This window comes from Geodermatophilus sp. URMC 61 (assembly GCF_052931555.1).
Window position 1 is genome coordinate 4,384,067 of the sequence record NZ_JBRFHZ010000002.1, and the last position, 25,855, is coordinate 4,409,921.

General features: G+C 71.4%; 19 protein-coding genes and 3 rRNA genes. 13 read left to right on the plus strand and 9 right to left on the minus strand.

Features of this window, described 5'->3' with window-relative positions:
- Window positions 1–3 precede the first annotated feature (3 nt).
- Both ACU610_RS20515 and ACU610_RS20520 read right to left on the minus strand, forming a co-directional pair.
- Window positions 4–1,029, minus strand: a complete 1,026-nt coding sequence (locus tag ACU610_RS20515) for an FAD binding domain-containing protein (RefSeq protein WP_446769541.1) — start codon at window positions 1,027–1,029, stop codon at window positions 4–6.
- Window positions 1,026–2,501 carry a uracil-xanthine permease family protein gene (locus tag ACU610_RS20520; protein WP_446769542.1) on the minus strand — a complete coding sequence of 492 codons (1,476 nt, stop codon included), beginning with the start codon at window positions 2,499–2,501 and terminating at the stop codon, window positions 1,026–1,028. The genes ACU610_RS20515 and ACU610_RS20520 overlap by 4 nt, the downstream gene beginning before the upstream one ends.
- A 251-nt stretch (window positions 2,502–2,752) precedes the next feature.
- On the opposite strand from ACU610_RS20520, the gene ACU610_RS20525 reads away from it, so the two are divergent.
- On the plus strand, window positions 2,753–4,225 hold the full coding sequence (locus ACU610_RS20525) for an FdrA family protein (protein WP_446769543.1): 1,473 nt from the start codon (window positions 2,753–2,755) through the stop codon (window positions 4,223–4,225).
- Window positions 4,222–5,622: a DUF1116 domain-containing protein gene (locus ACU610_RS20530; RefSeq protein WP_446769544.1), complete on the plus strand. Its 1,401-nt coding sequence runs from the start codon at window positions 4,222–4,224 to the stop codon at window positions 5,620–5,622. The genes ACU610_RS20525 and ACU610_RS20530 overlap by 4 nt, the downstream gene beginning before the upstream one ends.
- 31 nt (window positions 5,623–5,653) lie before the next feature.
- Here the strand turns inward: ACU610_RS20530 and ACU610_RS20535 are convergent, their stop codons facing one another.
- The gene (locus tag ACU610_RS20535) at window positions 5,654–6,406 is read right to left on the minus strand and encodes a DUF2470 domain-containing protein (RefSeq protein ID WP_446769545.1); all 753 of its coding nucleotides are present in this window, start codon (window positions 6,404–6,406) and stop codon (window positions 5,654–5,656) included.
- Window positions 6,407–6,468: 62 nt separating this feature from the next.
- Between ACU610_RS20535 and rpsD the strand changes: the two genes are divergently transcribed.
- From rpsD to ACU610_RS20555, 4 genes are all read left to right on the plus strand, one after another.
- Window positions 6,469–7,071, plus strand: coding sequence for a 30S ribosomal protein S4 (gene rpsD, locus ACU610_RS20540; RefSeq protein WP_446769546.1), 603 nt, complete (start codon window positions 6,469–6,471; stop codon window positions 7,069–7,071).
- Between the two features lie 89 nt (window positions 7,072–7,160).
- Complete coding sequence (locus tag ACU610_RS20545) at window positions 7,161–7,691, plus strand: RNA 2'-phosphotransferase (protein ID WP_446769547.1); 531 nt, start codon at window positions 7,161–7,163, stop codon at window positions 7,689–7,691.
- Between the two features lie 61 nt (window positions 7,692–7,752).
- Window positions 7,753–8,175 carry an organic hydroperoxide resistance protein gene (locus ACU610_RS20550; protein WP_446769548.1) on the plus strand — a complete coding sequence of 141 codons (423 nt, stop codon included), beginning with the start codon at window positions 7,753–7,755 and terminating at the stop codon, window positions 8,173–8,175.
- 93 nt (window positions 8,176–8,268) lie between these two features.
- A complete protein-coding gene (locus ACU610_RS20555) occupies window positions 8,269–9,048 on the plus strand; it encodes an SDR family NAD(P)-dependent oxidoreductase (protein WP_446769549.1) in 780 nt (259 codons plus the stop codon).
- Window positions 9,049–9,117: 69 nt separating this feature from the next.
- Here ACU610_RS20555 and ACU610_RS20560 read toward each other — a convergent pair whose 3' ends face one another.
- Window positions 9,118–9,513 (minus strand): class I SAM-dependent methyltransferase, encoded by a 396-nt coding sequence (locus ACU610_RS20560; protein ID WP_446769550.1) that lies wholly within the window; start codon window positions 9,511–9,513, stop codon window positions 9,118–9,120.
- Window positions 9,514–9,602: 89 nt separating this feature from the next.
- Entirely contained in the window at window positions 9,603–11,750 is a 2,148-nt protein-coding gene (gene atzD, locus ACU610_RS20565) for a cyanuric acid amidohydrolase (protein WP_446769551.1), read from the minus strand.
- Window positions 11,751–11,870: 120 nt separating this feature from the next.
- Here atzD and ACU610_RS20570 point away from each other — a divergent pair, with 120 nt between their 5' ends.
- Window positions 11,871–12,311 carry an SRPBCC domain-containing protein gene (locus ACU610_RS20570; RefSeq protein ID WP_446769552.1) on the plus strand — a complete coding sequence of 147 codons (441 nt, stop codon included), beginning with the start codon at window positions 11,871–11,873 and terminating at the stop codon, window positions 12,309–12,311.
- 9 nt (window positions 12,312–12,320) lie between these two features.
- Here the strand turns inward: ACU610_RS20570 and ACU610_RS20575 are convergent, their stop codons facing one another.
- On the minus strand, window positions 12,321–13,139 hold the full coding sequence (locus tag ACU610_RS20575; RefSeq protein ID WP_446770737.1) for a PHP domain-containing protein: 819 nt from the start codon (window positions 13,137–13,139) through the stop codon (window positions 12,321–12,323).
- An 81-nt stretch (window positions 13,140–13,220) separates the two neighbouring features.
- Between ACU610_RS20575 and ACU610_RS20580 the strand changes: the two genes are divergently transcribed.
- The 5 genes from ACU610_RS20580 to rrf all read left to right on the plus strand — a co-directional run bounded on the left by ACU610_RS20580 (window position 13,221) and on the right by rrf (window position 22,425).
- On the plus strand, window positions 13,221–15,440 hold the full coding sequence (locus ACU610_RS20580) for a DEAD/DEAH box helicase (protein ID WP_446769553.1): 2,220 nt from the start codon (window positions 13,221–13,223) through the stop codon (window positions 15,438–15,440).
- A 275-nt stretch (window positions 15,441–15,715) separates the two neighbouring features.
- Complete coding sequence (locus ACU610_RS20585) at window positions 15,716–16,339, plus strand: alpha-ketoglutarate-dependent dioxygenase AlkB (RefSeq protein WP_446769554.1); 624 nt, start codon at window positions 15,716–15,718, stop codon at window positions 16,337–16,339.
- 665 nt (window positions 16,340–17,004) lie between these two features.
- Window positions 17,005–18,529 (plus strand): 16S ribosomal RNA (locus ACU610_RS20590).
- A gap of 533 nt (window positions 18,530–19,062) precedes the next feature.
- Window positions 19,063–22,197 (plus strand): 23S ribosomal RNA (locus ACU610_RS20595).
- A 111-nt stretch (window positions 22,198–22,308) separates the two neighbouring features.
- Window positions 22,309–22,425, plus strand: a 5S ribosomal RNA gene (rrf, locus tag ACU610_RS20600).
- Together the 16S, 23S and 5S rRNA genes form the textbook arrangement of a ribosomal RNA operon.
- Window positions 22,426–22,596: 171 nt before the next feature.
- Here the strand turns inward: rrf and ACU610_RS20605 are convergent.
- From ACU610_RS20605 to ACU610_RS20615, 3 genes are read right to left on the minus strand one after another with little or no spacing between them, the layout of a single operon-like run.
- On the minus strand, window positions 22,597–23,298 hold the full coding sequence (locus ACU610_RS20605) for a hypothetical protein (protein ID WP_446769555.1): 702 nt from the start codon (window positions 23,296–23,298) through the stop codon (window positions 22,597–22,599).
- Complete coding sequence (locus ACU610_RS20610) at window positions 23,295–24,221, minus strand: ABC transporter ATP-binding protein (protein ID WP_446769556.1); 927 nt, start codon at window positions 24,219–24,221, stop codon at window positions 23,295–23,297. The genes ACU610_RS20605 and ACU610_RS20610 overlap by 4 nt, the downstream gene beginning before the upstream one ends.
- Window positions 24,218–24,580 carry a GntR family transcriptional regulator gene (locus ACU610_RS20615; protein WP_446769557.1) on the minus strand — a complete coding sequence of 121 codons (363 nt, stop codon included), beginning with the start codon at window positions 24,578–24,580 and terminating at the stop codon, window positions 24,218–24,220. Before ACU610_RS20615 ends, ACU610_RS20610 begins: the two co-directional genes overlap by 4 nt.
- Before the next feature lie 112 nt (window positions 24,581–24,692).
- Between ACU610_RS20615 and ACU610_RS20620 the strand changes: the two genes are divergently transcribed.
- On the plus strand, window positions 24,693–25,823 hold the full coding sequence (locus tag ACU610_RS20620) for an epoxide hydrolase family protein (protein ID WP_446769558.1): 1,131 nt from the start codon (window positions 24,693–24,695) through the stop codon (window positions 25,821–25,823).
- Window positions 25,824–25,855: the final 32 nt, after the last annotated feature.

Genomic DNA, 25,855 nt, shown 5'->3' on the forward strand with positions numbered 1-25,855 from the left:
CGGTCACCTGCTCTCCTCGCTGGCGCTCGTCGACCCCGTGCCCGACGGTGCCCTGTCCCTGCGTGACCTCGCGAGCTCGGTCACCTGCTCTCCTCGCCGGCGCTCGTCGACCCCGTGCCCGACGGTGCCCTGTCCCTGCGTGACCTCGCGAGCTCGGTCACCTGCTCTCCTCACGGCTTCCTCGGCGGCGGACACCAGCGTCCGCTCGGTCAGCACGCCCACCAGCAGGCGGCGGTAGTCGGCGCTGGCGTGCAGGTCGCCGTCCGGGTCGACCAGCGTGCGGGCGAGCGCGCCGGCCGCGGCCCAGTCGGCCTTCTCGACCGGGGCGCCGGCGACGGCGTCGGTGAGGTCGTGCACCTCCGGCGTCGGCCCCACCGAGACGTACGAGGCGCGGACGGCGGCGACGCGGCGGTCCTCGTCGAGGGTGACGACGACGCCCGCGCCGCACACCGCGTAGTCGCCCTTCCGGCGGGCCACCTCGGCGAAGGCGGTGCCCGAGCGTGGTGGCAGCGCCGGGAAGAAGGCCGAGGTGACGACGGCGGCCGAGGGCAGCGAGGTCTCCAGCGGGCCGACGAACAGGTCGCGCCAGCCGACGGCGCGCTCGCCGGAGGGCTCGGCCACGGTCACCGACCCACCGGTCAGCGCGAGCACCGACGTCATCTCGCCGGAGGGGTCGGCGTGCGCGATCGAGCCGACCGTCGTCCCACGGTTCCGGATGGCCGGGTGGGCGACGTTCGTCGTCGCCCGGCCCAGCAGCGGCTGCACCCGGGCGGCACCCTCGTGCGCCAGCAGCCCCGCGTGCCGGACGAGCGCCCCGACCCGCACGCCGTCCCCGGTGACCTCGACGGTGTCGAGGCCGGGCACCCGGTTGAGGTCCACCAGGACCGCCGGCGCCGCCAGCCGCATCGACAGCAGTGGCAGCAGCGACTGACCGCCGGCCAGCACCTTGGCGCCCTCCTCGGCGGCGAGGACCTCGAGGGCCTCGGGGACCGAGCGCGGGTCGGCGTACCGGAAGGGGGCGGGCTTCACCGGGGGCGGGTCTCCCCGGGCGTCGCCGAGCCGGTCACACCCGGGCGGCCCACCTCGTCCACCGAGGACGGGTCGGCGCCGTAGTCGTGCGCCCCCGTGTGTCCCAGCGCGGGACCGGTCCCGCCGAGGAACTCCCGCTCGGCCTCGAGCGCGGCCTTCATCTCGGCCGGCGCGAGAGCGCGGGCGACGTGCCAGCCGACGACCGCCACGATCGAGCCCAGGGCGATGCCGCCCAGGGAGAAGGACTCGGAGAACACCAGCTGGACGTCGCCGATCGCGATGATGATGCCCGCGGCCAGCGGCACCAGGTTGATCGGGTTGGCGAAGTCGACCCGGTTCTCCTTCCAGATCTTGGCGCCCAGCAGGCCGATCATCCCGTAGAGGACGACGGTGATCCCGCCGAGCACGCCGCCGGGGACGATGTTGATCAGCGCGCCGAACTTCGGGCACAGACCCAGCAGGATCGCCACGACCGCGGCCACGTAGTAGGCCGCGGTGGAGTACACGCGGGTGGCGGCCATGACGCCGATGTTCTCCGCGTAGGTGGTGGTGGGGGAGCCGCCGACCGAGGTGGCGACGACGGTGGCGACGCCGTCGGCCGCGATGGCCCGGCCCATGTAGGGGTCGAGGTCGCGCTTGGTCATCTCCGCGACCGCCTTGACGTGCCCGGTGTTCTCCGCGATCAGCGCGATGACCGCCGGCAGCACGAGCAGGCTGAAGTTGAGCGAGAAGGACGGCGCGATGAAGTCCGGCAGGCCGAACCAGTCGGCCTGCGCCACCGAGTCGAAGTTGATCCGGTCGCGGGTGGACACCACGCCGGTGCCGTCGGGCGAGGTGATCTGGCCGGCGGTCACGTCGAGCAGGACCGACAGCAGGTAGCCGAACACCAGGCCGAGCAGGATGGAGATGCGGGCCCAGAATCCCCGCAGCAGCAGCGAGGCGACGATGACGAACGCCATCGTCGCCAGCGCCACCCACTGGTCCTGCGGCCAGTAGATGCCGGCCACGACCGGGGCCAGGTTGAAGCCGATCAGCAGCACCACCGCGCCGGTGACCGCCGGCGGCAGGATCGCGTGCAGGAAGCGGACGCCGGCGAAGTGGATGAGCACACCGACGAGGGCCAGCACCACGCCGGAGACCAGGATCGCGCCGACGACGTCGGAGGAGTCCCCGCCGGAGGCCCGGACGGCCACCACGCCGCCGACGAACGAGGCGCTGGTGCCCAGGTAGCTGGGGACCTTCCCGTTGACGATGAGCAGGAAGATGATCGTCGCGATCCCGCTCATCATGATCGCCAGGTTCGGGTCGAGCCCCATGACGATCGGGAAGACGAAGGTCGCGCCGAACATCGCGACGACGTGCTGCGCGCCGATGCCGACCGTCCGCGGCCACGACAGTCGCTCGTCCGGAGCCACCGCCTCGCCCAGCGGCGGGGTCTTCCCGTCCCCGTAGAGCTTCCAGCCGAACGCCATGACCGCCTCCTCGACCTGCTCCTGGACCTGGCCGGCGCCGCGGAACAGCGGTTGCCGGCACCCAGGGGGCGCCAATGTGACACGCCCGGACGACAGGGCGGAAGTACCTCAGTGCTAAATCGTCGTTGCGTCGATGTCTTACCGCTGAGACACCTCGACGGTACGGTCGATCGGGTGAGCGAGCGTGCGAGCGAACCCGTGTGCAGAGGACTCCCGCGAGCGTGGACGACGAGCGCCGGCGAGGAGTGCGCGTGAGCGCGACGCCGCCACGGCACGTCTCCCTGCGCAGCGGCGTGTACGCCGACTCGGTCCGGCTGATGCAGGTCAGCCGGGACGTCGGCGCCCGGGAGGGCGTCACCGCGGTGCTCGTCGCGATGGCCACGCCGCTCAACCTGGAGCTCGCCGCGGGCATGGGCCTGGCCCCTGCGGAGTCCGCCTCACCCGACCAGCTCCTCGTCGCGGTCGCCGCCGTGGACGACGACGCGCTGGGCGCCGCGGTCGCCGCCGTCGACACCGCCCTGGCCGACCGCGAACGCACGGCCGGCGCCACGCAGGCCGTGCCGCTGCGCACGATCGGTGCGGGGCTCCACGCCCTGGACGACGACGGCCCCGCGCTCGCCGTCGTCAGCGTCCCGGGGCCCTACGCCGTCGCCGAGGCCGCCGACGCGATCGCCGCCGGCCGCAGCGTGCTGGTCTTCTCCGACGGCGTCCCGGTCGAGTCCGAGGTCGCGCTCAAGCTCGCCGCCCACGACGCCGGCGTGCTCGTCATGGGTCCCGACTGCGGAACGGCGATCGTCTCCGGCCTCGCGCTGGGCTTCGCCAACGTGGTGCGCCGCGGGCCGGTCGGGCTGGTCGCGGCGTCCGGCACCGGCGCCCAGCAGGTCTCCTGCCTGCTCGACGCGGCCGGCGTCGGGGTCTCGCACGTGCTCGGTGTCGGCGGACGCGACCTGTCCGAGGCGGTCGGCGGGCTGGCCACCCTCGACGCGCTCGCCCTGCTCGACGCCGACCCCGCCACCGAGCGCGTGCTGCTGGTGTCCAAGCCGCCCGCGCCGTCGGTGGCCGTGGCGGTGACGGAGGCCGCCGCGGACCTGTCGGTGCCGGTGCACTCGGCCGCGCTGTCGCCGGGGAGCCCCGACCTGACCGCCGCCGTCGAGGGGGTGCTCACGGCGATGGGCGTCGAGGTGCCGCAGTGGCCGTCGCGGAACTCGACGGCTGTGGCCGCGCCGGGCGCCGTCCTCAAGGGGCTGTACGCCGGGGGCACCCTCGCCGACGAGGCGATGCTCCTGGCCGCACCCGTGCTCGGCGACGTCCGCTCGAACACCCCGCTGCGCCCGGACCTGGACCTCGGGACGGACCTGTCCGCCACCGGCCACGTGGTGGTCGACTTCGGGGACGACGCGCTCACCGTGGGCCGGGCCCATCCGATGATCGACCCGACGCTGCGGCTCGAGGCGCTGGCCCGGGTGGCCGCGTCGGGGGAGCCCGCGGTGGTGCTGATGGACGTCGTCCTCGGCCACGGCGCCGATCCCGACCCGGCCGCCACGCTCGCCCCGGCGCTGCGGGCGGCCGGCCTGCCCGCCGTCGTCGCACTGGTCGGCACCGAGGCCGACCCGCAGGGCTGGTCCCGCCAGGCCGACGCGCTCGCCGCGGCCGGCGCGGCCGTCTTCGCCTCCAACGCGCAGGCCACCCGGCACGCGCTCGACCTGCTGGGAGCAGCGCGATGACCCTGCTGTCCGGGACGCCGACGGTCGTCGCCGCGGGCGTCGACGTCTTCTCCGCCGCGCTGCGCGCCCAGGGCGCCGACGTCCACGACGTCGACTGGCGCCCACCCGGCTTCGGCGACCCCGCCGACCTGGCCACCCTCGCGCTCGACCGGCGCCGGGCCGCGGCCAACCGCACCGCCGTGGAGCGCGTGATGGCCGCCGGGTCGCACCTCGTCGACGTCCGCCCGGCCCGCGACGCGCTCGACCTCCCCGACCGCACGCTGCTGCACGCCGGCCCGCCGATCGGGTGGGACGACGCGAGCGGCCCGCTGCGCGGCGCGTTGATCGGCGCCTGCCTGTTCGAGGGCTGGGCGTCCACGGCGGAGGAGGCGGAGCGCATCCTGGCCGCCGGGCAGATCGCCCTGGACCCGTGTCACCACCACCGCGCGGTCGGGCCGATGGCGGGGGTGACCTCGCCGTCCATGTGGACGTGGTGCCTGGAGGACCCGGTCACCGGCGGCCAGGCGTTCTGCAACCTCAACGAGGGCCTGGGCAAGGTGTTGCGGATGGGCGCCTACAACGACGAGGTGCTCACCCGGCTGGGGTGGATGCGCGACGTCCTGGGGCCGGTGCTGCAGGCGGCGGTGCGCTCGATGGCCGAGCCGCTGGACGTCAAGGCGGTGCTCGCGCAGATGCTGCAGATGGGCGACGAGGGGCACAACCGCAACCGCGCCGGCTCGCTGATGACCCTGCGCGAGCTCTCGCCGGCGGTCGTGGAGGTCGACGCGCCGTCGTCCGACGTCGCCGCGGTGCTGCGCTTCATCGGCGGCAACGAGCACTTCTTCCTCAACCTGGGCATGCCGACGGCGAAGCTCGCCATGGACGCGGCGAGGAACGTGCCGGGCTCCACGATGGTGACCGTGATGTCCCGCAACGGGACCGAGTTCGGCATCCAGACCGCCGGCACCGGCGACCGCTGGTTCACCGCCCCGGCGAACACCCCGGTCGGGCTGTTCCTCGGCGACTACGGCCCGGACGACGCCAACCCCGACATCGGCGACTCCGCGATCATGGAGACCTACGGCGTCGGCGGCTTCACCATGGCCGCAGCCCCGGCGATCGTCCGCTTCGTCGGCGGCACGGTGCCCGACGCGCTGGCCACGACCGAGCGGATGTACCAGCTCACCCTGGCCGAGAACCCGGCGATGCAGGTGCCGATCCTCGGCTTCCGCGGCTCGCCGACCGGCATCGACGTCCTCGCCGTGGCGCGCACGGGGTGGCTGCCGCAGATCAACACCGGCATGGCCGGGCGGGTGGCCGGCACCGGGCAGGTCGGCGCCGGGCTGGTGCAGCCTCCACGCGCGTGCTTCGAGCAGGCGCTGGCCGCCCTCGCCGCGGAGGCCCGCACGGCCGCCTGACGGCCGGCGCGACCACGCGATCTCGCCGGGTTCAGCGGACGCAGGTCAGCAGCGTCCGGACGGCGGCCGGCAGCTCCCCGGTCGAGGTGAGCGGTGAGGGGAACGGCGTGCGCAGGTCGTAGCAGCCGGTGCGGGGCTCGACCCGGAACAGCACCCCGTGCCGGTCGAGGCCGAGCAGGTGCACCGGGTCCTCGCCGGCCCAGGCCTGCACCCGGGCGCACAGCTCGGCCAGCGGGCCGGCGTGCTCGACGACCAGGTCGTCCTCGGCGGCGCCCAACGGGTCGGGCCGGGCTGCGGCGTACTCCTCGGGCGGGATCTCCGTCCAGCCGCCGCCCTCGTGCAGCAGCACCTCGGCGACGTCGAGACGCAACAGCGTCGCGCTGAGCCCGACGTCCAACAGGCCGGCGTCCGGGCGGACGGCGGCGAAGGCCAGCACCAGCTCGGCCTCGTCCTCGGCGGGGACCGGCATGAGCCAGCCGGCGAGCTCGAGCCGGGCCCGCAGCGGGTTGCGCAGCGGCCGGGTCGAGCGGGAGGTCACCGTGACCTTCGCCGCCAGGTCGCCCTCGGGGGCCTCGCGGACCGCCGTCGCCAGCCCACCGGACCGGGGGACGACGACCAGCACCCGCCCGTCGTCCAGCGTGGCCGTGGCCAGCAGCCGGCTGGTACCCAGGCCGAGGGCCTGCACGGCGGCGACCGGCCGGGTCGCGACCGTGCGCGCCCGCTCGGCGGCTGCCGCCGCGCTGCGATCGGGCTGTACCGGCGGGGGCGTCGGACCGGCGGTCATGGGGCTCCCTGTGGGTCTCGACACGATGGAATAAGGTGAGCCTAACCAAATTTGGAGGTCCCGTGAACACGCCCCGTCCCAAGGTCCGGATCAGCCGCGCCCTCGGCATCCCGCTCACGCCGAAGGCCGTCGAGTACTTCGAGCGCCGTCCGTACCCGCCCGGTGAGCACGGCCGCAAGCGCCGCAAGGACAGCGACTACTCGACCCGGCTGCGCGAGAAGCAGCGGCTGCGGGCGCAGTACGACATCAGCGAGACGCAGATGCGCGCCGCCTTCGACCGGGCGCGCCGCACCGGGGGCAAGACCGGAGAGGCGCTGATCCAGGACCTCGAGTCCCGTCTGGACGCGACCGTGCTCCGGGCCGGGTTCGCGCGCACCATCTACCAGGCGCGCCAGTTCGTCACCCACCAGCACGTGCTGGTCAACGGCAAGCGGGTCGACCGGCCCTCCTACCGGCTCACGCCGGGCGACTTCGTGCAGGTCGCCGAGAAGTCGAAGACGAAGGAGCCGTTCGTCGTCGCGGCCTCCGGCGCGCACGCCACCGCGCCGGCCTACCTCGAGGTCCGGCTGGCCGACCTGGTCGCCCGGGTCGAGCGGGTGCCGAACCGCGACGAGGTGCCGGTGGTCTGCGAGGAGCAGCTCGTCGTCGAGCACTACTCCCGCTGATCCCCCCACGAGATCTGCACACTCGTGGCCATCGGACCCCTGATCGCCGCGACTGTGCAGATCCCGCGCCACGCGGGTAGCGGCTGCGCGTGGACTCCCGCGACGTCGTCCGGCGCAGCAAGCGGCTCTCCTACCTGCTGCGACACGCCCCCGGCAGCGCCGGGCTGACCCTCGACGCGGCCGGCTGGACGGACGTCGACGCCCTGCTCGCGGCCCTCGGCTGGACCCGTCCCGAGCTTGAGCACGTCGTCGCCACCGACGACAAGCGCCGGTTCGCCTTCGACGACACCGGCACGCGGATCCGCGCCAGCCAGGGCCACAGCGTCGCCGTCGACCTCGGCTACGCCCCGGAGCGGCCGCCGCCGACGCTGTTCCACGGGACGGCGGAGCGGAACCTGGCCGCCATCGAGACCGAGGGCCTGCGCCCCGGACGCCGGCACGCGGTGCACCTCAGCCCCGACGAGGTCACCGCGTGCCGAGTGGGGGCGCGGCACGGGCGTGCGGTCGTCCTCCGGGTCGACGCCGAGGGCATGGCGCGCGACGGCGCCGTCTTCACCCGCTCGGCGAACGGCGTGTGGCTGGTCGACGCCGTCCCGCCGCGGTTCCTGCGCGCACCGTGACAGCAGGCCACGCACCCGGCCGTGCGTCTGTCCATCCCCGTGACGACCTGGAGATCCGCCCGTGTCCGCCGTCTACACCGCTGTAGCCACCGCCACCGGTGAGGGCCGCAACGGCCACACCCGCATCGACGACGGTCGGATCGACCTCGACCTCGCCGTGCCGGAGGAGATGGGTGGCCCCGGCGGCGGCGCCAACCCCGAGCAGCTGTTCGCCGCCGGCTACGCGGCGTGCTTCCACAGCGCGCTGAAGCTCGTCGCCCGCCGGCGGAAGGCGACCGTCACCGACTCGGCCGTCACCGCCGAGGTCGGCATCGGCCCGGACGACGCCGGTGGCTTCGCGCTCGAGGTGACCCTGCGGGTCGAACTCGGCGGGATCGACCAGGCCACCGCCGAGCAGCTCGTCGAGGCGGCCCACCAGGTGTGCCCCTACTCCAACGCCACCCGCGGCAACGTGCCGGTGACCCTGGAGACGGTCACCGCCTGAGGGGACCCGCCCGCGTCCGGGCTCGCGAGGCCACCCGGACGCGGCGCGCCTGCCCTCAGGAACACCCGCCCCGACCGGCGCCTTGGTCGAGGCATGCGGATCGACCTCTCCGGGAAGCGCGCGCTCGTCACCGGCTCGTCACAGGGCATCGGCCTGGCGATCGCCACCGGCCTGGCACGGGCGGGGGCGTCCGTCATCCTCACCGGCCGGGACGCCGCCAGGCTCGACGCGGCTGCCGCCGGCATCGACGGCGAGGTGACCGGCGTCGCCGGCGACGTCACCACCGACGCGGGCACGGCGGGCCTGCTCGACCGGGTGCCCGACGTCGACGTCCTGGTCAACAACCTGGGCGTCTTCGGGGCGCGGCCCGCGCTGGAGATCAGCGACGACGAGTGGCGCCGCTACTTCGAGACCAACGTGCTGACCGCCGTCCGGCTGACCCGCGCGTACCTGCCGGGCATGCGCGAGCGCGGCTGGGGCCGCATCCAGTACATCGCCAGCGACTCGGCGGTCACGATCCCGGCCGAGATGATCCACTACGGCATGACCAAGACGGCGCTGCTCGCCGTCTCCCGCGGCTTCGCCAAGGAGGCCGCCGGCTCCGGCGTCACGGTCAACTCGGTCATCGCGGGCCCGACGCACACCGGCGGCGTCGAGGAGTTCGTGCACTCCCTCGTCGGCGCCGACCTGCCGTGGGACGACGCCCAGCGCGAGTTCATGCGGCAGCACCGGCCGCAGTCGCTGCTGCAGCGGCTGATCGAGCCCGAGGAGATCGCCAACATGTGCGTCTACCTCGCCTCGCCGCTGGCCTCGGCGACGACCGGGGGTGCACTGCGGGTCGACGGCGGCTACGTCGACGCGATCCTGCCCTGATGTGGGCGGGACGTCGGGAACGGGGGCTTCCGGACACGTCCGGACCCCACGTCCCCGACGTCGCTCGGCTCAGCGGGGCATGGTGAGGAAGGCCGACGTCGACACTGCGCCGCGGAACTGCATCGCCGATCCGTGGGCGAGGTGCTCGTCGAGGGCCTGGGCGACGCCCGGCCAGCCGGGGTCGCCGTAGTCGTCCACCACGACGACCGCCCCAGGTGCGGCGATCGATTCCGTCCACTCCAGGTCGGCGGCCACGCCGTCGCGCGAGTGGTCGCCGTCGATCACGATGAGGTCGAACGGGGCACCGACGGCGGCTCGCAGGGCCGGATCGGTGGAGAAGCCGCGGTGGATCCGCACGCGCTGGGTGTCGACGGCGGCCAGCCGCAGATTGGCGCGCACGGTCGCCTCGGTGACCGGGGTGCCGGAGGGGTCGGTGGCCCGTGGCCGCTCGGGCTGCAGCTGCACCGCCTCCAGCGCGGACGGCGATACGGGTGAGGTACCGCTCCGCGGCGCCGCTCCCAGAACTCCCGGGCCGGCGCCGCGGCGCGGAAGCGTCAGGCCCGCACGATCGCGGCCACGGGGCCACCCCCCGACGGGCCCTGGTGCACCGCCGCGACCGACACGAACACCGCCGGGTCGCCGGTCACCGACGCCGCCACGCCGCCCACCGTCGCCTTGATCTGGCGGTGCCAGAAGACGTCGGAGTCATCGAGCATCGCGTTGCGCCGGCCGCGGACGTAGCCGGTCGGGTCGGCCTCGCACTTGAGGAAGACGTTGACCAGCCGGTCGCCGAGGTCGGAGGGGTGCGGCCGCTCGGGCAGCTCGAGCCCGGCATCCCGGATGGCGTTCCAGATGCCGTCCTGGTCGAGCGCGTCCTTCATCACCGAGTGCCCGATCCGGTAGTCCCCGCCGTGCCCGCGGGCGTTGCCGACGACGACGATCTGCGCCCGGTCCAGCTCCACGCCCGACGAGCAGGACGCGACGGCGCTGTACAGCGACAGGTCGCGCATGACCTGCTCCTGGCGTGGCATCTCGATCTCGCCGAGGGCCACCGCGATGCCCAGCGCCGTCGTCCCGTTGGACAGGTCCATCGAGCCGTGCGGCTCGTCGTAGTAGGTGTCCTTGCCGCGCGCCTTGGCGTCGCGGATGGTCTCGATGGTCAGCAGCGGCGTCTTGGTCTGCACGTAGTGGACGTCGGCCGGGTCCTCGATGCCGGCCTCCTTCATCGCGCGGCGCACGCCCTCGGCGACCTTCTCGACCATGGCGATCCGGCCGATGTCCTCGGGCAGGATGACGTCGCTCATGGCGTAGCCGACCGTCAGCCGCGGCTCGTCGGTCTTCTCGACGGCGTCCTCGGGCAGCGTGGCGAAGACCGTCGCGTGCGGGCTGATGACGCCGTCCGTGCCGCCGGACCACACGATCGGGATCTGCGCGACCTCCTCCTTGGACCGGCTGCCCTTCTCGAGCAGCACCTCGCGGAAGGCGCGGTCGGCGATGATCCGCGTGTAGTCGTTGACGCCGCCGTTGCCCTCGGTCTTGCCGATGACGGCGACGACCCGGTCGGCCGCCATGACGCCATCGTCGATGAGCTTCGCCAGCTCTGAGGCGTCGCTGACGTTGTGCAGCGGGATCTTGCGGACCTCGATCGGTGCGGGCACGTGGGTTCCTCTTCTCCAGGGACGGGTGTGGCCCTCCTGCAGGGCCCCGCCGCGGGCTTGCGAGTCGTGGGGGGCAGGAGGGTCCTTCTGCAGGACGGTCCCGACGTCGTCGCTCGTGACGGCGTCGGCGATGTGCTCGAGGGACGTGACGACGGCACGGGCGCCGCCCGCCTCCACGAAGCGGAGCGCGGCCTCCACCTTGGGGGCCATCGAGCCGCGGGCGAACTCGCCGGCCGCGGCGTGCGCCCGCAGTTCCGCCGGGGTGACCCGGCCGAGCGGTCGGGCGGTGGGGGTGCCGTACCCGACGAGCACCTGGGGGACGTCGGTCGCGATCACCAGCGTGCCGGCGTCCAGGTCGCGCGCCAGCAGGGCCGCGGTGAGGTCCTTGTCGATCACGGCCTCGACGCCGCGCAGTGCCCCGCCGGGGTGGGCCGGGTCGTCGGGATCGTCCACCACCGGGACGCCGCCCCCGCCGGCGCAGACGACGACGAACCCGGCCGCGAGCAGCGCCTCCACCGCCGGGACGTCGACCACGCGCTGCGGCTCGGGTGAGGCGACGACCCGCCGCCAGCCGCGCGCGCCGCGGTCCTCCCACACCTGGCCGTGGGCCATCGAGCGCTCGGCCTGCTCGCGTGGCAGGAAGCGGCCGACCGGCTTGGACGGCTCCCGGAAGTGCGGGTCGTCGGCGTCGACGAGGGTGCGGGTGACCAGGGCGGCGGTGCGCTGCGGCAGCCCGCGCGCGGCCAGGGCGGCGTCGAGCTCGTCGGCGAGCGTGAAGCCGATGGTCGCCTGGGTCTGTGCGACGCACCAGTCCAGCGGGACCGGCGGGACCTCGTGTGCGGCCAGCTCGTTCTTGACCAGCAGGTTGCCCACCTGGGGCCCGTTGCCGTGGGTGAGCACCACCTGGACGCCGGTCGCCACGACCGCGGCCACGTGGCGGGAGGCCGCGGCGATCGCGTCGCGCTGTGCGCCGGGCGTCGCCGAGCCGTCCGGGCCGGTCATCGCGTTGCCCCCGAGGGCGATGACGACGCGGCCTGAGGTCACCTCCGCGACCCTAGCGCCGCTTCTCTTAGCGGTGAAGTACCCCGTGGCTGGGTGGCCCCCCTCCGCCGCGGTCACGGGAGGAGGATCTGCCGACAGCGGGGTGCCCGAGGGGAGACGGCGATGCGCGTCCACTTCCACCTGGAGACCCGCGCGAGCCCGGAGCAGGTCTTCACGGCGTTCACCGACGTGAGCGAGCGGCGGCTCGAGGTGTGGTCGAAGACGCTCGACCCGGCCAAGTACGAGGTCCGCGACCACGGGGAGGGCTGGGCCGTCCTCCGGGAGGGCAGCGCCGGCGTCGACCTGTGGGTCCTGCTGCGCTACGAGTGGACTGCTCCCGACCGCGTCACCTGGACGCTCATCGACAGCGACCACTGCGACCGGGGCACCGGCGAGGTCCTGATCACGCCGCGGGACGACGGCGGCAGCCGGGTCGACGTGACCATCCACCACGCCGGCGGCCGGGGACTGCGGGGGCGGGCCGTGCTGCTGGCCCAGCGGGTGCTCGGGCCCGTCGCCTTCCCGCGGACGTGGCGCTCGGCGCTGGACCGGCTGGCGGGTTGAGCGCCCGGCTCAGCGGCGCCAGAAGTCGAAGGCGTCCCGCCCGGGCCGGAAGCCCGCCGCCTCGACGACGTCCACGGCGAGGTCGAAGTGCTGGCCGACGCCGGCCGGCTGGTGGGCGTCGCTGCCGAAGCTGACCGCCGCACCGCCCTCCTCGTAGAACCAGCGCACCTGGTCGACCGAGGCCAGCGGGCTGGTCGTGTTCACCTCGAGCGCCCGGCCGGTGCCGGCCAGCGCCCGGAACACCGCGCGGTACTCCTCCTCGTAGTCCTTCTCGGCGTACCGGTCGCTGCCGCCGGGCCAGTACCGCCGCGGGAAGTCGACGTGGGCGAGCACCTCGAAGACGTCGCTGCCCTCCACCATGTCGACGACCTCGGCCAGATACCGGCGCATCGTCGTGTCCGGGTCGGGATAGAGGAGCCGGCCCACGCCGTAGAGCCGGCCGTCCTGGCTCAGCGAGTGCAGCGAGCCGAGCACCCGGTCGACGGGGGAGTCGCGCAGGTGGGCGGCGACGCTCGCGGCGAACAGGTGCGGCTCGCCGGTCTCCACGCCCGACCAGATCCGCAGCTGCGGGAAGCGCTCGCGGCACTCCTCGAGCTCGGCGAAGTAGCCCTCGACGTCGATGGGCAGGTGCCGGGAGGCGTGCCGGTCGACCAGTCCCTCGGCGGTCGCGCGGTCCTCCGGCGTCCAGGTCGTGAAGTCGAGGTGCTCGGTGAAGGCGATGGCGGGCAGGCCCCGGTCGACGGCCCGCTGGCACGCGCGCGCCATCGTGGAGGAGCCGGCGGTGTCCCAGGACCACCTGGTGTGCACGTGGTTGTCCGGTGGTCGCATCACCTGTGGATCCTCCTCCACCCTCCCCAGGGTCCGCGCGGCGACCGGTCCTGTCGCCCGTTCTGCCTACTGTCGGGAGCCATGAGCACCGCCGCGCCGTCCGCCGACCTCGCCACCGAGGCCCTCGAGGTCCTCCGCGAGCTGACCGGCCGCCCCGACGCGGTCTTCCGCGAGGGGCAGGACGCCGCCGTCGCCGCGCTGGTCGAGCGCTCCGAGCGCGCCCTGGTCGTACAGCGCACCGGTTGGGGCAAGTCGGCGGTCTACTTCGTCTCCACCGCGCTGCTGCGCCGCCGCGGCGCCGGGCCCACCCTGCTGGTCAGCCCGCTGCTCGCGCTGATGCGCGACCAGGTCGCGGCCGCGGCCCGCGCCGGCATCCGCGCCGTCGAGATCTCCAGCGCGAACGCCACCGAGTGGGACGACGTCGCCGCCGCCCTGGCCGCCGACGAGGTCGACGTCCTGCTGGTCTCCCCGGAGCGGCTGACCAACCCGCGCTTCCGCGAGGAGCAGCTGCCCGGGCTGGTGGCCCGCTGCGGCCTGCTCGTCGTCGACGAGGCGCACTGCGTCTCCGACTGGGGCCACGACTTCCGGCCCGACTACCGCCGCATCCGCGACCTGCTCGGCACGCTCCCCGCCGGGACACCGGTGCTCGCGACCACCGCGACGGCCAACGAGCGGGTCGTCGCCGACGTCGCCGAGCAGCTCGGCGCCGGCGGCGTGGGGGTGACGACGGTGCGCGGCCCCCTGGCACGCGACTCGCTGCGCCTCGGCGTGCTCCGGCTGCCCACCGACCGGGCGCGCCTGGCCTGGCTGGCCGCCCACCTCGGCGACCTGCCGGGCAGCGGCATCGTCTACACGCTCACCGTGGCCGCGGCCGAGGAGACCGCCGCGCTGCTGCGCGACGCCGGCCACGAGGTGCGCGCCTACACCGGCCGGCTGGACGACGCCGACCGGCGCGACGCGGAGGAGGCGCTGCGGGAGAACCGGGTCAAGGCGCTGGTCGCCACCTCGGCGCTCGGCATGGGCTTCGACAAGCCCGACCTCGGCTTCGTCGTCCACCTGGGGGCGCCGTCGTCGCCGGTCAGCTACTACCAGCAGGTGGGCCGCGCCGGACGCGCCGTCGAGCACGCCGACGTGCTGCTGCTGCCCGGCCCCGAGGACATCGCGATCTGGCAGTGGTTCGCCACCTCCTCCATGCCGCGGGAGGACCACGCCGCCGCGGTGCTCGCCGCGATGGCCGACGGCAGGGCGTGGTCGGTGGCCCGGCTGGAGACGGTGGCCGACGTCCGCCGCTCCCGGCTCGAGCTGCTGCTCAAGGTGCTCGCGGTGGACGGCGCGGTCGAGCGGGTGCAGGGCGGCTGGCGGTCCACCGGCCGGCCGTGGGTCTATGACGCCGACCGCTACGCCCGGGTGACCCGCACCCGCGAGGCCGAGCAGCGGGCGATGATCGCGTACGCGAAGCCGGTCGACGAGGCGCGGTGCCGGATGGCCTACCTGCAGGAGGCTCTCGACGACCCCACCGCCGCACCCTGCGGTCGCTGCGACGTCTGCGCCGGCCCCTGGTACTCGACCGAGGTCCCCGAGGGGGCGGCCCAGGCCGCCTCTGCCGCCCTCGACCGGCCCGGCGTCGAGCTGGCGCCGCGCGCCCAGTGGCCCACCGGCGCCGACCGCCTCGGCGTCGAGGTCAAGGGGAAGATCGCGCAGGGTGAGCAGCTCGACCCGGGCCGGGCCGTCGCCCGGCTCACCGACCTGGGCTGGGGGCAGCGGCTGCGCACCCTGCTGGGGGACGACGGCGTCGGCGGCGTGGTCGACCTCGAGGCACCGGGGCTGGAGGAGGACCCGGACGCCGCCTTCGACGTGCCGGTGCGGCGGACGCCCTCCGACGTCCCGCCGGACGAGGAGCTGCTGCGGGCCTGCGCGCGGGTGCTGGCCGCCTGGGACTGGGCCGAGCGCCCCGCCGCGGTGGTCGCCGTGCCCTCCCGCCGCCGTCCCGGGCTGGTCACCGGGCTGGCGCAGGGATTGGCGGGGCTGGGCCGGCTGCCCTACCTCGGGGAGCTCTCCCTCGCGCACGGCGGGCCGACCGGGCAGGCCGGCGGCAACAGCGCCTTCCGGCTGGCGGGGGTGTGGCAGCGGCTCGTCGTCGGTCCGGAGCTGCGCGAGCGGCTGGCCCACCTGGGCCCGGTGCCGCTGCTGCTGGTCGACGACCTCGCCGACTCACGCTGGACCATGACCGTCGCCGGCCGCGAGCTGCGGCTGGCCGGCGCCTCCCGCGTCCTGCCCTTCGCCCTCGCCCTCACCGCCTGAAGGAAGGACCCCGTCCTCCCCACCCTTCGCAGGCTCAGGGCGGGACCCGGGACGGGGCCGCCTCTGCCCCCGCCACTCGCAGGCTCGCGGCGGGACCCTGCAGAGGGGCCGCCCGTCCTCCCCACCCTTCGCAGGCTCAGGGCGGGACCCGGGACGGGGCCGCCTCTGCCCCCGCCACTCGCAGGGTCGCGGCGGACCCGGGGCGGGCCATCTCCTGGCCGAGTCGTTGGCGTCTTCCACTCGTACACGCGTTCGATCCGGCGTAGCCTCCGCCCATGTCGATCGCACACCAGCCGTCGATGTGGGACCTCGCCGAGGAGGCCACGCTCGGGCCGCTCGCGGTCACGCGGCACCACCTCGGCCGCGCCGCCTGGGTCGATCACCTGCCCGGCTGGGTCCAGGGGTCCGACGAGGTGCTCGAGGTGCTGCTCGGGGACATCGGCTGGCGGGCGGACCGTCGGCAGATGTACGAGCGCGAGGTCGCCGTCCCCCGCCTGCTGCGGTGGTACGGCGGCGACGAGCCGATGCCGCACCCGTTGCTGACCGAGGCGCGGGATGCACTCGACGCGCACTACGGCCCGGAGCTCGGCGAGCCGTTCGTCAGCGCCGGCATGTGCCTCTACCGCGACGGTCGCGACAGCGTGGCCTGGCACGGCGACCGGATCGGTCGCGGGCGGAGTGCCGACACGATGGTCGCGATCGTGTCGTTCGGGTCGCCGCGACCGCTGCTGCTCCGCCCGGTCGGCGGCGGGGAGAGCCTCCGGTTCCCCCTGGGCCACGGGGACCTGGTCGTCATGGGCGGCTCCTGCCAGCGGACGTGGGAGCACTGCATCCCAAAGACCACCAAGCCCGTCGGGCCGCGGGTCAGCGTCCAGTTCCGTCCCCGGGGCGTCGCCTGAGCGGTGTGACGCAGGCCACGGACACGGAAGGAAGTGATCGCAGGGAGGCCGCGTTGCACCCGCACGCCGGGACACCGCAGCCCACACCGTCCGGTTTCCAGCCCCCGGCTCCATGACGAGGAGCCCGGATGCGGCGGGAAGCAGACGAGGGCTCGCGGCGTCGTCACCGGCACCGGGTCGCGAGACCACCGCGCGCCCCCACCACCCGCCCTGTGACGCAGGGTGCGGCCGGATGCGGAAGCAGAGCGTGGCGGACGACGTTGACCCGGACGTCCTGAGGCACGGCCCCTCAGCCGGTCCGACGGACACAGGTGCCCCTGGGCGCAGGGTCACCGACCGGGAGGGCAGCCCCTCCGCGGACCCCCCTGCAGGGGGCCCCGCGGGTGGTGTACTGTTCCTCCTGCACCGAGCGAGAACGGACCGGGCCGCAAGCCTGGGAAACCGCCGGACAAACCCCCGAGGTTTGACCGCTGCGGAGCGCGGTGTACAGTGGAGATACCGCCTCGGACGAAGGCCGAAAAGGCTGGAGTGCGAGCGCGTCCGCTCCTTGAGAACTCAACAGCGTGCCGAAAGTCAGTGCCATAGTATCAACCCCTTTGTGGGTTTCTTTGGGTTGAGATTGATCGAGAGCGTCCGGTTCTCGGTTCTCGGCCGGGTTTCAGGCATCTACGGAGAGTTTGATCCTGGCTCAGGACGAACGCTGGCGGCGTGCTTAACACATGCAAGTCGAACGGGGCTCATCGCTTCGGTGGTGGGTTCAGTGGCGAACGGGTGAGTAACACGTGGGCAACCTGCCCTCGGCTCTGGGATAACTCCAAGAAATTGGGGCTAATACCGGATGGGCACCGCTGGCCGCATGGTCGGTGGTGAAAAGGGTTTCCGGCCGAGGATGGGCCCGCGGCCTATCAGCTTGTTGGTGGGGTAGTGGCCTACCAAGGCGACGACGGGTAGCCGGCCTGAGAGGGTGACCGGCCACACTGGGACTGAGACACGGCCCAGACTCCTACGGGAGGCAGCAGTGGGGAATATTGCGCAATGGGCGGAAGCCTGACGCAGCGACGCCGCGTGGGGGATGACGGCCTTCGGGTTGTAAACCTCTTTCAGCAGGGACGAAGCCTCACGGTGACGGTACCTGCAGAAGAAGCACCGGCCAACTACGTGCCAGCAGCCGCGGTAATACGTAGGGTGCAAGCGTTGTCCGGAATTATTGGGCGTAAAGAGCTCGTAGGCGGTTGGTCGCGTCGGCTGTGAAAACCCGGAGCTCAACTCCGGGCCTGCAGTCGATACGGGCCGACTCGAGTGGTGCAGGGGAGACTGGAATTCCTGGTGTAGCGGTGAAATGCGCAGATATCAGGAGGAACACCGGTGGCGAAGGCGGGTCTCTGGGCACCAACTGACGCTGAGGAGCGAAAGCGTGGGGAGCGAACAGGATTAGATACCCTGGTAGTCCACGCCGTAAACGTTGGGCGCTAGGTGTGGGGGCCATTCCACGGTCTCCGTGCCGCAGCTAACGCATTAAGCGCCCCGCCTGGGGAGTACGGCCGCAAGGCTAAAACTCAAAGGAATTGACGGGGGCCCGCACAAGCGGCGGAGCATGTTGCTTAATTCGATGCAACGCGAAGAACCTTACCTAGGCTTGACATGCACGGAAAAGCGGCAGAGATGTCGTGTCCTTCGGGGTCGTGCACAGGTGGTGCATGGTTGTCGTCAGCTCGTGTCGTGAGATGTTGGGTTAAGTCCCGCAACGAGCGCAACCCTCGTTCCATGTTGCCAGCACGTGATGGTGGGGACTCATGGGAGACTGCCGGGGTCAACTCGGAGGAAGGTGGGGATGACGTCAAATCATCATGCCCCTTATGTCTAGGGCTGCAAACATGCTACAATGGCCGGTACAAAGGGCTGCGATACCGCGAGGTGGAGCGAATCCCAAAAAGCCGGTCTCAGTTCGGATTGGGGTCTGCAACTCGACCCCATGAAGTTGGAGTCGCTAGTAATCGCAGATCAGCAACGCTGCGGTGAATACGTTCCCGGGCCTTGTACACACCGCCCGTCACGTCACGAAAGTCGGTAACGCCCGAAGCCGGTGGCCCAACCCCGTGTGGGAGGGAGCCGTCGAAGGCGGGATCGGCGATTGGGACGAAGTCGTAACAAGGTAGCCGTACCGGAAGGTGCGGCTGGATCACCTCCTTTCTAAGGAGCACCGGCCGCCACGTGCGCGTGGTGGTGCAGAGCTGTGCTCGGACCGTGATGGTTCTCCGCTTCCGGAGGGCCGCGGGTGTTCGGGGCAGTGCTCGAGGGTGGAACGCTGACCAGTTCGGCCGGCAGCCGGTGGCTGCTCCCAGTACGGCGGTTCCCCCTGGAGGGGCCGTGTGGAACGGGGCGGACCGCGGGAGGGCCGGTCGTAGGCACGCTGTTGGGTCCTGAGGGAGCGGACCCCTGGGTCGGGTCGGGCGCCGTGCGCTCGGGTCGGGGTGGGGGTGGGTTGTCTCGGTCGGGGCCGTTCGGGTCCTCGTACCACTCATCGTCCGTGCGCGTTGGCGCCGGGGGTGGGGTTCGGCGGGGCGGTGTCCGGATGGTGGCCGGTTGGTCGTTGAGAACTGCACAGTGGACGCGAGCATCTTTGATTGCAGGCCCGCGCAGACCCGGTTCGGTGTCGATGGTGTCCTCCCGTGGGAGGGCCGGTCGGTGCCGGTGGGTGTGGGTGGGGTGTGTTGTTGTTGTGTGGCCAAGTTGTTAAGGGCACACGGTGGATGCCTGGGCACCAGGAGCCGATGAAGGACGTAGGAGGCTGCGATAAGCCTCGGGGAGCTGCCAACCGAGCGTTGATCCGAGGATGTCCGAATGGGGGAACCCCGCACCAGTCATGTGGTGTGACCCGCGCCTGAACACATAGGGCGTGTGGAGGGAACGTGGGGAAGTGAAACATCTCAGTACCCACAGGAGAAGAAAACAACCGTGATTCCGTGAGTAGTGGCGAGCGAAAGCGGAGGAGGCTAAACCGTTTCCATGTGAGACCCGGCAGGGGTTGTGGAAGCGGGGTCGTGGGACCGTCCGCGTCAGTCTGCCGGCTGACGAGGGAGTGAGCAAGTGTGGTCGTTAGTGGAAGGCCTCTGGAAGGGGTCGCCGCAGAGGGTGAGAGCCCCGTACACGAAAACGCCGCACCTCCCGGACGTGTTTCCCAAGTAGCACCGAGCCCGTGGAATTCGGTGTGAATCCGGCGGGACCACCCGCTAAGCCTGAATACTCCCTGGTGACCGATAGCGGACGAGTACCGTGAGGGAAAGGTGAAAAGTACCCCGGGAGGGGAGTGAAATAGTACCTGAAACCGTGTGCCTACAAGCCGTGAGAGCCGTGAAGCGCATCCTTGGGGTGCGGCGGTGATTGCGTGCCTTTTGAAGAATGAGCCTGCGAGTTAGCGGTGCGTGGCGAGGTTAACCCGTGAGGGGTAGCCGTAGCGAAAGCGAGTCCGAACAGGGCGGTGCAGTCGCGTGCTCTAGACCCGAAGCCGAGTGATCTACCCATGGCCAGGTTGAAGCGCGGGTAAGACCGCGTGGAGGACCGAACCCACCAGGGTTGAAAACCTGGGGGATGAGCTGTGGGTAGGGGTGAAAGGCCAATCAAACTCGGTGATAGCTGGTTCTCCCCGAAATGCATTTAGGTGCAGCGTCGCGTGTTTCTTGCCGGAGGTAGAGCACTGGATGGCCGATGGGCCCCACAAGGTTACTGACGTCAACCAAACTCCGAATGCCGGTAAGTGAGAGCGCGGCAGTGAGACTGCGGGCGATAAGGTTCGTAGTCGAGAGGGAAACAGCCCAGATCATCGGCTAAGGCCCCTAAGCGTGTGCTAAGTGGAAAAGGATGTGGGATCGCAGAGACAACCAGGAGGTTGGCTTAGAAGCAGCCATCCTTGAAAGAGTGCGTAATAGCTCACTGGTCAAGTGGTTCCGCGCCGACAATGTAGCGGGGCTCAAGCACACCGCCGAAGCCGTGGCACTTCCACGTATCCCCGTCGTCGCCTTTCGGGGCGCCGGCCAGGGGTGGAGGTGGGTAGGGGAGCGTCGTGTGGCGGGCGAAGCGGCGGAGGAATCCAGCCGTGGACGCCACGCGAGTGAGAATGCAGGCATGAGTAGCGAGAGGGGAGTGAGAACCTCCCCCGCCGGAAGACCAAGGGTTCCTGGGCCAGGCTAATCCGCCCAGGGTGAGTCGGGACCTAAGGCGAGGCCGACAGGCGTAGTCGATGGACAACGGGTTGATATTCCCGTACCCGCGAAGGAGCGCCCATGCCGAACCCAGCGATGCTAACCGCCCGACGCCGCCGCGGTCACTTGTGACCAACGCGGTCGAGCGCGGGATCCGACCTGGTAGTAGGCAAGCGATGGGGTGACGCAGGAAGGTAGTCCTACCGGTGAGTGGTGGTACCGGTGCAAGGGTGTGGCCCGCGCCATAGGCAAATCCGTGGCGCAGACAGGGTGAGGCCTGACGCATAGCCGATTGCGGTGAATGGGATGATCCTATGCTGCCGAGAAAAGCCTCTAGCGAGTTCCGAGCGGCCCGTACCCCAAACCAACTCAGGTGGTCGGGTAGAGAATACCGAGGCGATCGAGCGAACTGTGGTTAAGGAACTCGGCAAAATGCCCCCGTAACTTCGGGAGAAGGGGGGCCCTCTGCTGTGAACCGCCTCGCGCGGGGCAGCGGTGGGGGGCCGCAGAGACCAGTGAGAAGCGACTGTTTACTAAAAACACAGGTCCGTGCGAAGTCGTAAGACGAGGTATACGGACTGACGCCTGCCCGGTGCTGGAACGTTAAGGGGACGGGTTAGCTCTTCGGGGCGAAGCTCAGAACTCAAGCGCCAGTAAACGGCGGTGGTAACTATAACCATCCTAAGGTAGCGAAATTCCTTGTCGGGTAAGTTCCGACCTGCACGAATGGCGTAACGACTTCTCAGCTGTCTCAACCACAGGCTCGGCGAAATTGCACTACGAGTAAAGATGCTCGTTACGCGCGGCAGGACGGAAAGACCCCGGGACCTTCACTACAGCTTGATATTGGTGTTCGGTTCGGCTTGTGTAGGATAGGTGGGAGACCGTGAAGCGGGCACGCCAGTGTCCGTGGAGTCGCCGTTGAAATACCACTCTGGTCGAATTGGATGTCTAACCTGGGTCCGTGATCCGGATCAGGAACAGTGTCAGGTGGGTAGTTTAACTGGGGCGGTTGCCTCCCAAAGGGTAACGGAGGCGCCCAAAGGTTCCCTCAGCCTGGTTGGCAATCAGGTGGCGAGTGCAAGTGCACAAGGGAGCTTGACTGTGAGACCGACGGGTCGAGCAGGAGCGAAAGCTGGGACTAGTGACCCGGCACCGGCATGTGGAAGCGGTGTCGCTCAACGGATAAAAGGTACCCCGGGGATAACAGGCTGATCTTCCCCAAGAGTCCATATCGACGGGATGGTTTGGCACCTCGATGTCGGCTCGTCGCATCCTGGGGCTGGAGTAGGTCCCAAGGGTTGGGCTGTTCGCCCATTAAAGCGGTACGCGAGCTGGGTTTAGAACGTCGTGAGACAGTTCGGTCCCTATCCGCCGTGCGCGTAAGAGACTTGCGAAGAGCTGTCCCTAGTACGAGAGGACCGGGACGGACGAACCTCTGGTGTGCCAGTTGTACCGCCAGGTGCACGGCTGGTTGGCTACGTTCGGCAGGGATAACCGCTGAAAGCATCTAAGCGGGAAGCTCGCTTCAAGATGAGGTCTCTCACCGGGAGCAACCGGGTAAGGCCCCCGCCCAGACCAGCGGGTTGATAGGCCGGAGGTGGAAGCACCGCGAGGTGTTGGAGCTGACCGGTACTAACAGGCCGAGGGCTTGACCACACGACCACACCACCCTCCACCCGGGGGCGGTGGCAAGACAAAGCGTGTACGCGTCCACTGTGCGGTTCTGAACGCACCAACCCCCGGCGGGCTGGTACACGTTCACAGTGTTTCGGCGGTCATGGCGAGAGGGAAACGCCCGGTCCCATTCCGAACCCGGAAGCTAAGCCTCTCAGCGCCGATGGTACTGCCCCGGGAACGGGGTGGGAGAGTAGGACACCGCCGGACAACCATTCCATGAAGGGCCCTCACCGTCGCGGTGAGGGCCCTTCATGCATCCCACGCAGGAGAACGAGCGGCGCTTCGACGTCGTGTGCGGCGTCGTGCCGCCCGCGGCAGGGAACCCGCGGTTCCGCGGGAACGGAACCGGGGCTCGCTCTCGCAATGGAGGGACTCGCGTCAGGGGACGACGCGGCGGATGCCGGCGAAGGCCAGTGCGCCCAGGAGAGCGGCCAGAGCGAGCGGCAGGCCGACGGCCAGAGTCATCAGTGGCTGGTCGGCGAGCCAGCGGCCGAGGTCGAGCCAGGCACGCATCCACGTGATGAGCACCGCGCCGCCGCCGAGGACGACCACGCTGCCGATGATCAGGCCCCAGACGCCGTTGGGACCCCAGCGCTTGGTCACGACACCCATGCCCACGCCCGCGGCGATGAGGGCCAGCATGGGAGCGCCGGAGACCGCGACCTGGGCGAAGAAGCCGTCGACGTCCAACGGTGCCGGCGTCCAGAACTGCAGACCGACTCCCCAACCCCCGGTAGCCGACTCGACGGCGCCCAGGAGGGCCAGGACGACACCGAAACCGAGGGCCATGCCGACGCCGACGAGGCAGGTGCCCAGGAAGTAGCTGCGCCGGCTGAGGCTGATGCCCATCGCGAACGGCATCAGCTGCGTCACCGCCTGGACGAAGACCACGAGGACGGTGATGTAGAGGGCGGAGACCCCGCCGGTGAAGCCGTCGTCCCCCTCGAGGGAGCGGATGTCGACGATCCGCCAGATGGCCCAGTTGATGGCGAAGCTGAGGGTCCCGACCAGCCAGGGCACGCCCAGGATGACCAACGGGTGCACCAGCTGCAGGCGGGCCGCCGCCAGGACGCGGTTCACCGTGAGACCTCCTCGAGGTCGGTACGGGCGGAGGAGGCGGGTGGGGTCGTCTGCAGGCTCATCGCCACGACGAGCTGCTGGAGCGTGGCGGGTTCCCAGGACAGTCCCGCGTCGGCGGCCTCGTCTGCGTCGGAGCCGTCCGCGAGCCGGACGACGGACCGGCTCTGGCCGGCGAGGGACTCGGTGTGCAGCAGCTCGTGCTGCCGAGCGAAGGCCGCCACCCGGTCGCTCGGGTCGGTCACGGTGACCGCACTGCCGCGCAGCGACTCGGCGTCCGCGTCGAGCAGCACCCGGCCGCGGTCGATGAGCAGCACCCGCTCGAGCAGGGCCGCGATCTCCTCGATCAGGTGGGTGGAGAGCACGACCGTGCGCGGGTTCTCGGCGTAGTCGGTGAGCAGCCGGTCGTAGAACAGCTGCCGCGCGACGGCGTCCAGACCCAGGTAGGGCTCGTCGAACAGGGTGATCGGTGCCCGGGAGGCGAGGCCGATGACGATGCCGACAGCGGAGGTCATGCCGCGGGAGAGCTTCTTGACCGGCCGCTTGACCGGCAGGGCGAAGTCACGCAGCAGGTCGGCGGCGAGGTCGGCGTCCCAGTCCGGGTAGACCAGGGCCGCCGCGTCCAGGGCGTCGCGGACCCGGAAGTGGTCGGGGTAGCGCTGCCCCTCCTTGACGAAGCAGATCCTGGGGAGGACGCCCTCGTTCTCGTAGGGGGCGCCGCCGAGGACCTCCACCGATCCGCTGGTCGGCAGGCGGTGGCCGGTGAGCAGCTGCATCAGCGTGGTCTTGCCGGCGCCGTTGCGGCCGAGCAGCCCGGTGATGCTGTCACGTTCGATCACCGTGCTGACGCCGTCGAGAGCGGTGTCCCCCCGGAAGCGCATGGTGACGTCGCGGACGGTGGCCGCCGCGGTCGTGGGCGGGGTCATCGCTGCTCCTCCCAGCTGCCGATCATGGCGGTGAGCTCGTGGACGGAGATGCCGAGCTTGCGGGCCTCGGCCATCAGGGGACTGACGTACTGGTCGGCGAACTCGCTGCGCCGGCGCTTGAGCAGCTGTTCGCGGGCGCCGGTGGCGACGAACATCCCGACTCCTCGTCTCTTGTAGAGGACCCCGTCGGCCACCAGCTGGTTGAGCCCCTTCGCGGCGGTGGCGGGGTTGATGCGGTGGAAGGCGGCCAGCTCGTTGGACGAGGGCGCCTGGCTCTCCTCGGCGAGCGAGCCGTCGACGATCGCGTTCTCGATCAGCGCGGCGACCTGCCGGAAGATCGGTCCCGCGTCCTCGTTCACGGCGCGGTCCCGGTGTGCCGACCAGGAGCCTCGCGGTCCCTGGGTTCATTACTCATGTAATGAACCGTAGAACCCGCTCGGCCCGGACGTCAAGCGCCGATACGGTCATGCCGTGGACGACGTCGTGAGGCCCTTCTCCGTCGACGTGCCGCCGGCCGCGGTCGAGGACCTGCGCCGCCGGCTGCATGCCACCCGCTGGCCGGATCCCCCGACGGTGGACGACTGGTCGCAGAGCGTCCCGCCCGGCGTGCTGCAGGAGGTCTGCCGGTACTGGGCCGACGAGTACGACTGGCCGGCCCGCCAAGCGCGGATCAACGCCATCCCCCAGGTCGTCACCGAGATCGACGGGCTGGCGGTGCACGCACTGCACGTCCGGTCGCCGCACGAGGGCGCCCTCCCGCTGGTCCTCACCCACGGATGGCCCGGCTCGGTCGTCGAGTTCCTGGAGGTCATCGGCCCGCTCACCGATCCGGAGGATCCGCGGGACGCCTTCAGCGTCGTCGTCCCGTCGCTGCCCGGCTACGGGTGGAGCGGCAGGCCGAGCGCACCCGGCTGGGGGCCGGCACGGACCGCGGACGCGTGGGCGGAGCTCATGCGCCGGCTCGGGCACGAGCGCTTCGGTGCGCAGGGTGGGGACATCGGGTCGTTCGTGTCGGCCAACCTGGGGGCGCGGCACCCCGACCGGGTGGTCGGGGTGCACCTCAACATGGTGGTCACCGTCCCGCCGGAGGGGCAGACGGAGTTCGACGCCCGGGAGCAGCGGGCACTGGACCGGCTGAGGAGCTTCCGCGACGACGGCTCGGCGTACAGCCACCAGCACCGCACCCGGCCGCAGACGCTCGGCTACGGCCTCACGGACTCCCCCGCCGGGCAGTGCGCGTGGGACCTCGAGAAGTTCCACGCCTGGACCGACAGCGGCGGCGACCCGGTCGGGACCCTCGGCGTCGACCGTCTCCTCGACGACGTCTCGGTGTACTGGTTCACCGGGACGGCAACGTCGTCGGCGCGGATGTACTGGGAGATGGCCCGGGCGCCGCAGGAGCGGGTCCCGCGGGTGGACGTGCCCACCGGCGTCTCGATGTTCCCGGAGGAGGTCTTCGTGCCTCCGCGCGCGTGGGCGGAGCGGCAGCTGACCGACATCCGCTCCTGGCGCGAGCACGACAGCGGCGGCCACTTCGCGGCGATGGAGCGGCCTGGCGAGCTGGTGGCCGACGTCCGGGACCTGTTCCGGCCCCTGCGCTGAGGTGCCAGGTAACGGCCGCGACACATCTGGCG

Bases quoted from the DNA above. Each gene is read 5' to 3' on its own strand.
- ACU610_RS20520 (WP_446769542.1), bottom strand. From the start codon at position 2,501: ATGGCGTTCGGCTGGAAGCTCTACGGGGACGGGAAGACCCCGCCGCTG.
- ACU610_RS20530 (WP_446769544.1), top strand. From the start codon at position 4,222: ATGACCCTGCTGTCCGGGACGCCGACGGTCGTCGCCGCGGGCGTCGAC.
- ACU610_RS20535 (WP_446769545.1), bottom strand. From the start codon at position 6,406: ATGACCGCCGGTCCGACGCCCCCGCCGGTACAGCCCGATCGCAGCGCG.
- ACU610_RS20555 (WP_446769549.1), top strand. From the start codon at position 8,269: ATGCGGATCGACCTCTCCGGGAAGCGCGCGCTCGTCACCGGCTCGTCA.
- ACU610_RS20570 (WP_446769552.1), top strand. From the start codon at position 11,871: ATGCGCGTCCACTTCCACCTGGAGACCCGCGCGAGCCCGGAGCAGGTC.
- ACU610_RS20575 (WP_446770737.1), bottom strand. From the start codon at position 13,139: ATGCGACCACCGGACAACCACGTGCACACCAGGTGGTCCTGGGACACC.
- ACU610_RS20580 (WP_446769553.1), top strand. From the start codon at position 13,221: ATGAGCACCGCCGCGCCGTCCGCCGACCTCGCCACCGAGGCCCTCGAG.
- ACU610_RS20585 (WP_446769554.1), top strand. From the start codon at position 15,716: ATGTCGATCGCACACCAGCCGTCGATGTGGGACCTCGCCGAGGAGGCC.
- ACU610_RS20610 (WP_446769556.1), bottom strand. From the start codon at position 24,221: ATGACCCCGCCCACGACCGCGGCGGCCACCGTCCGCGACGTCACCATG.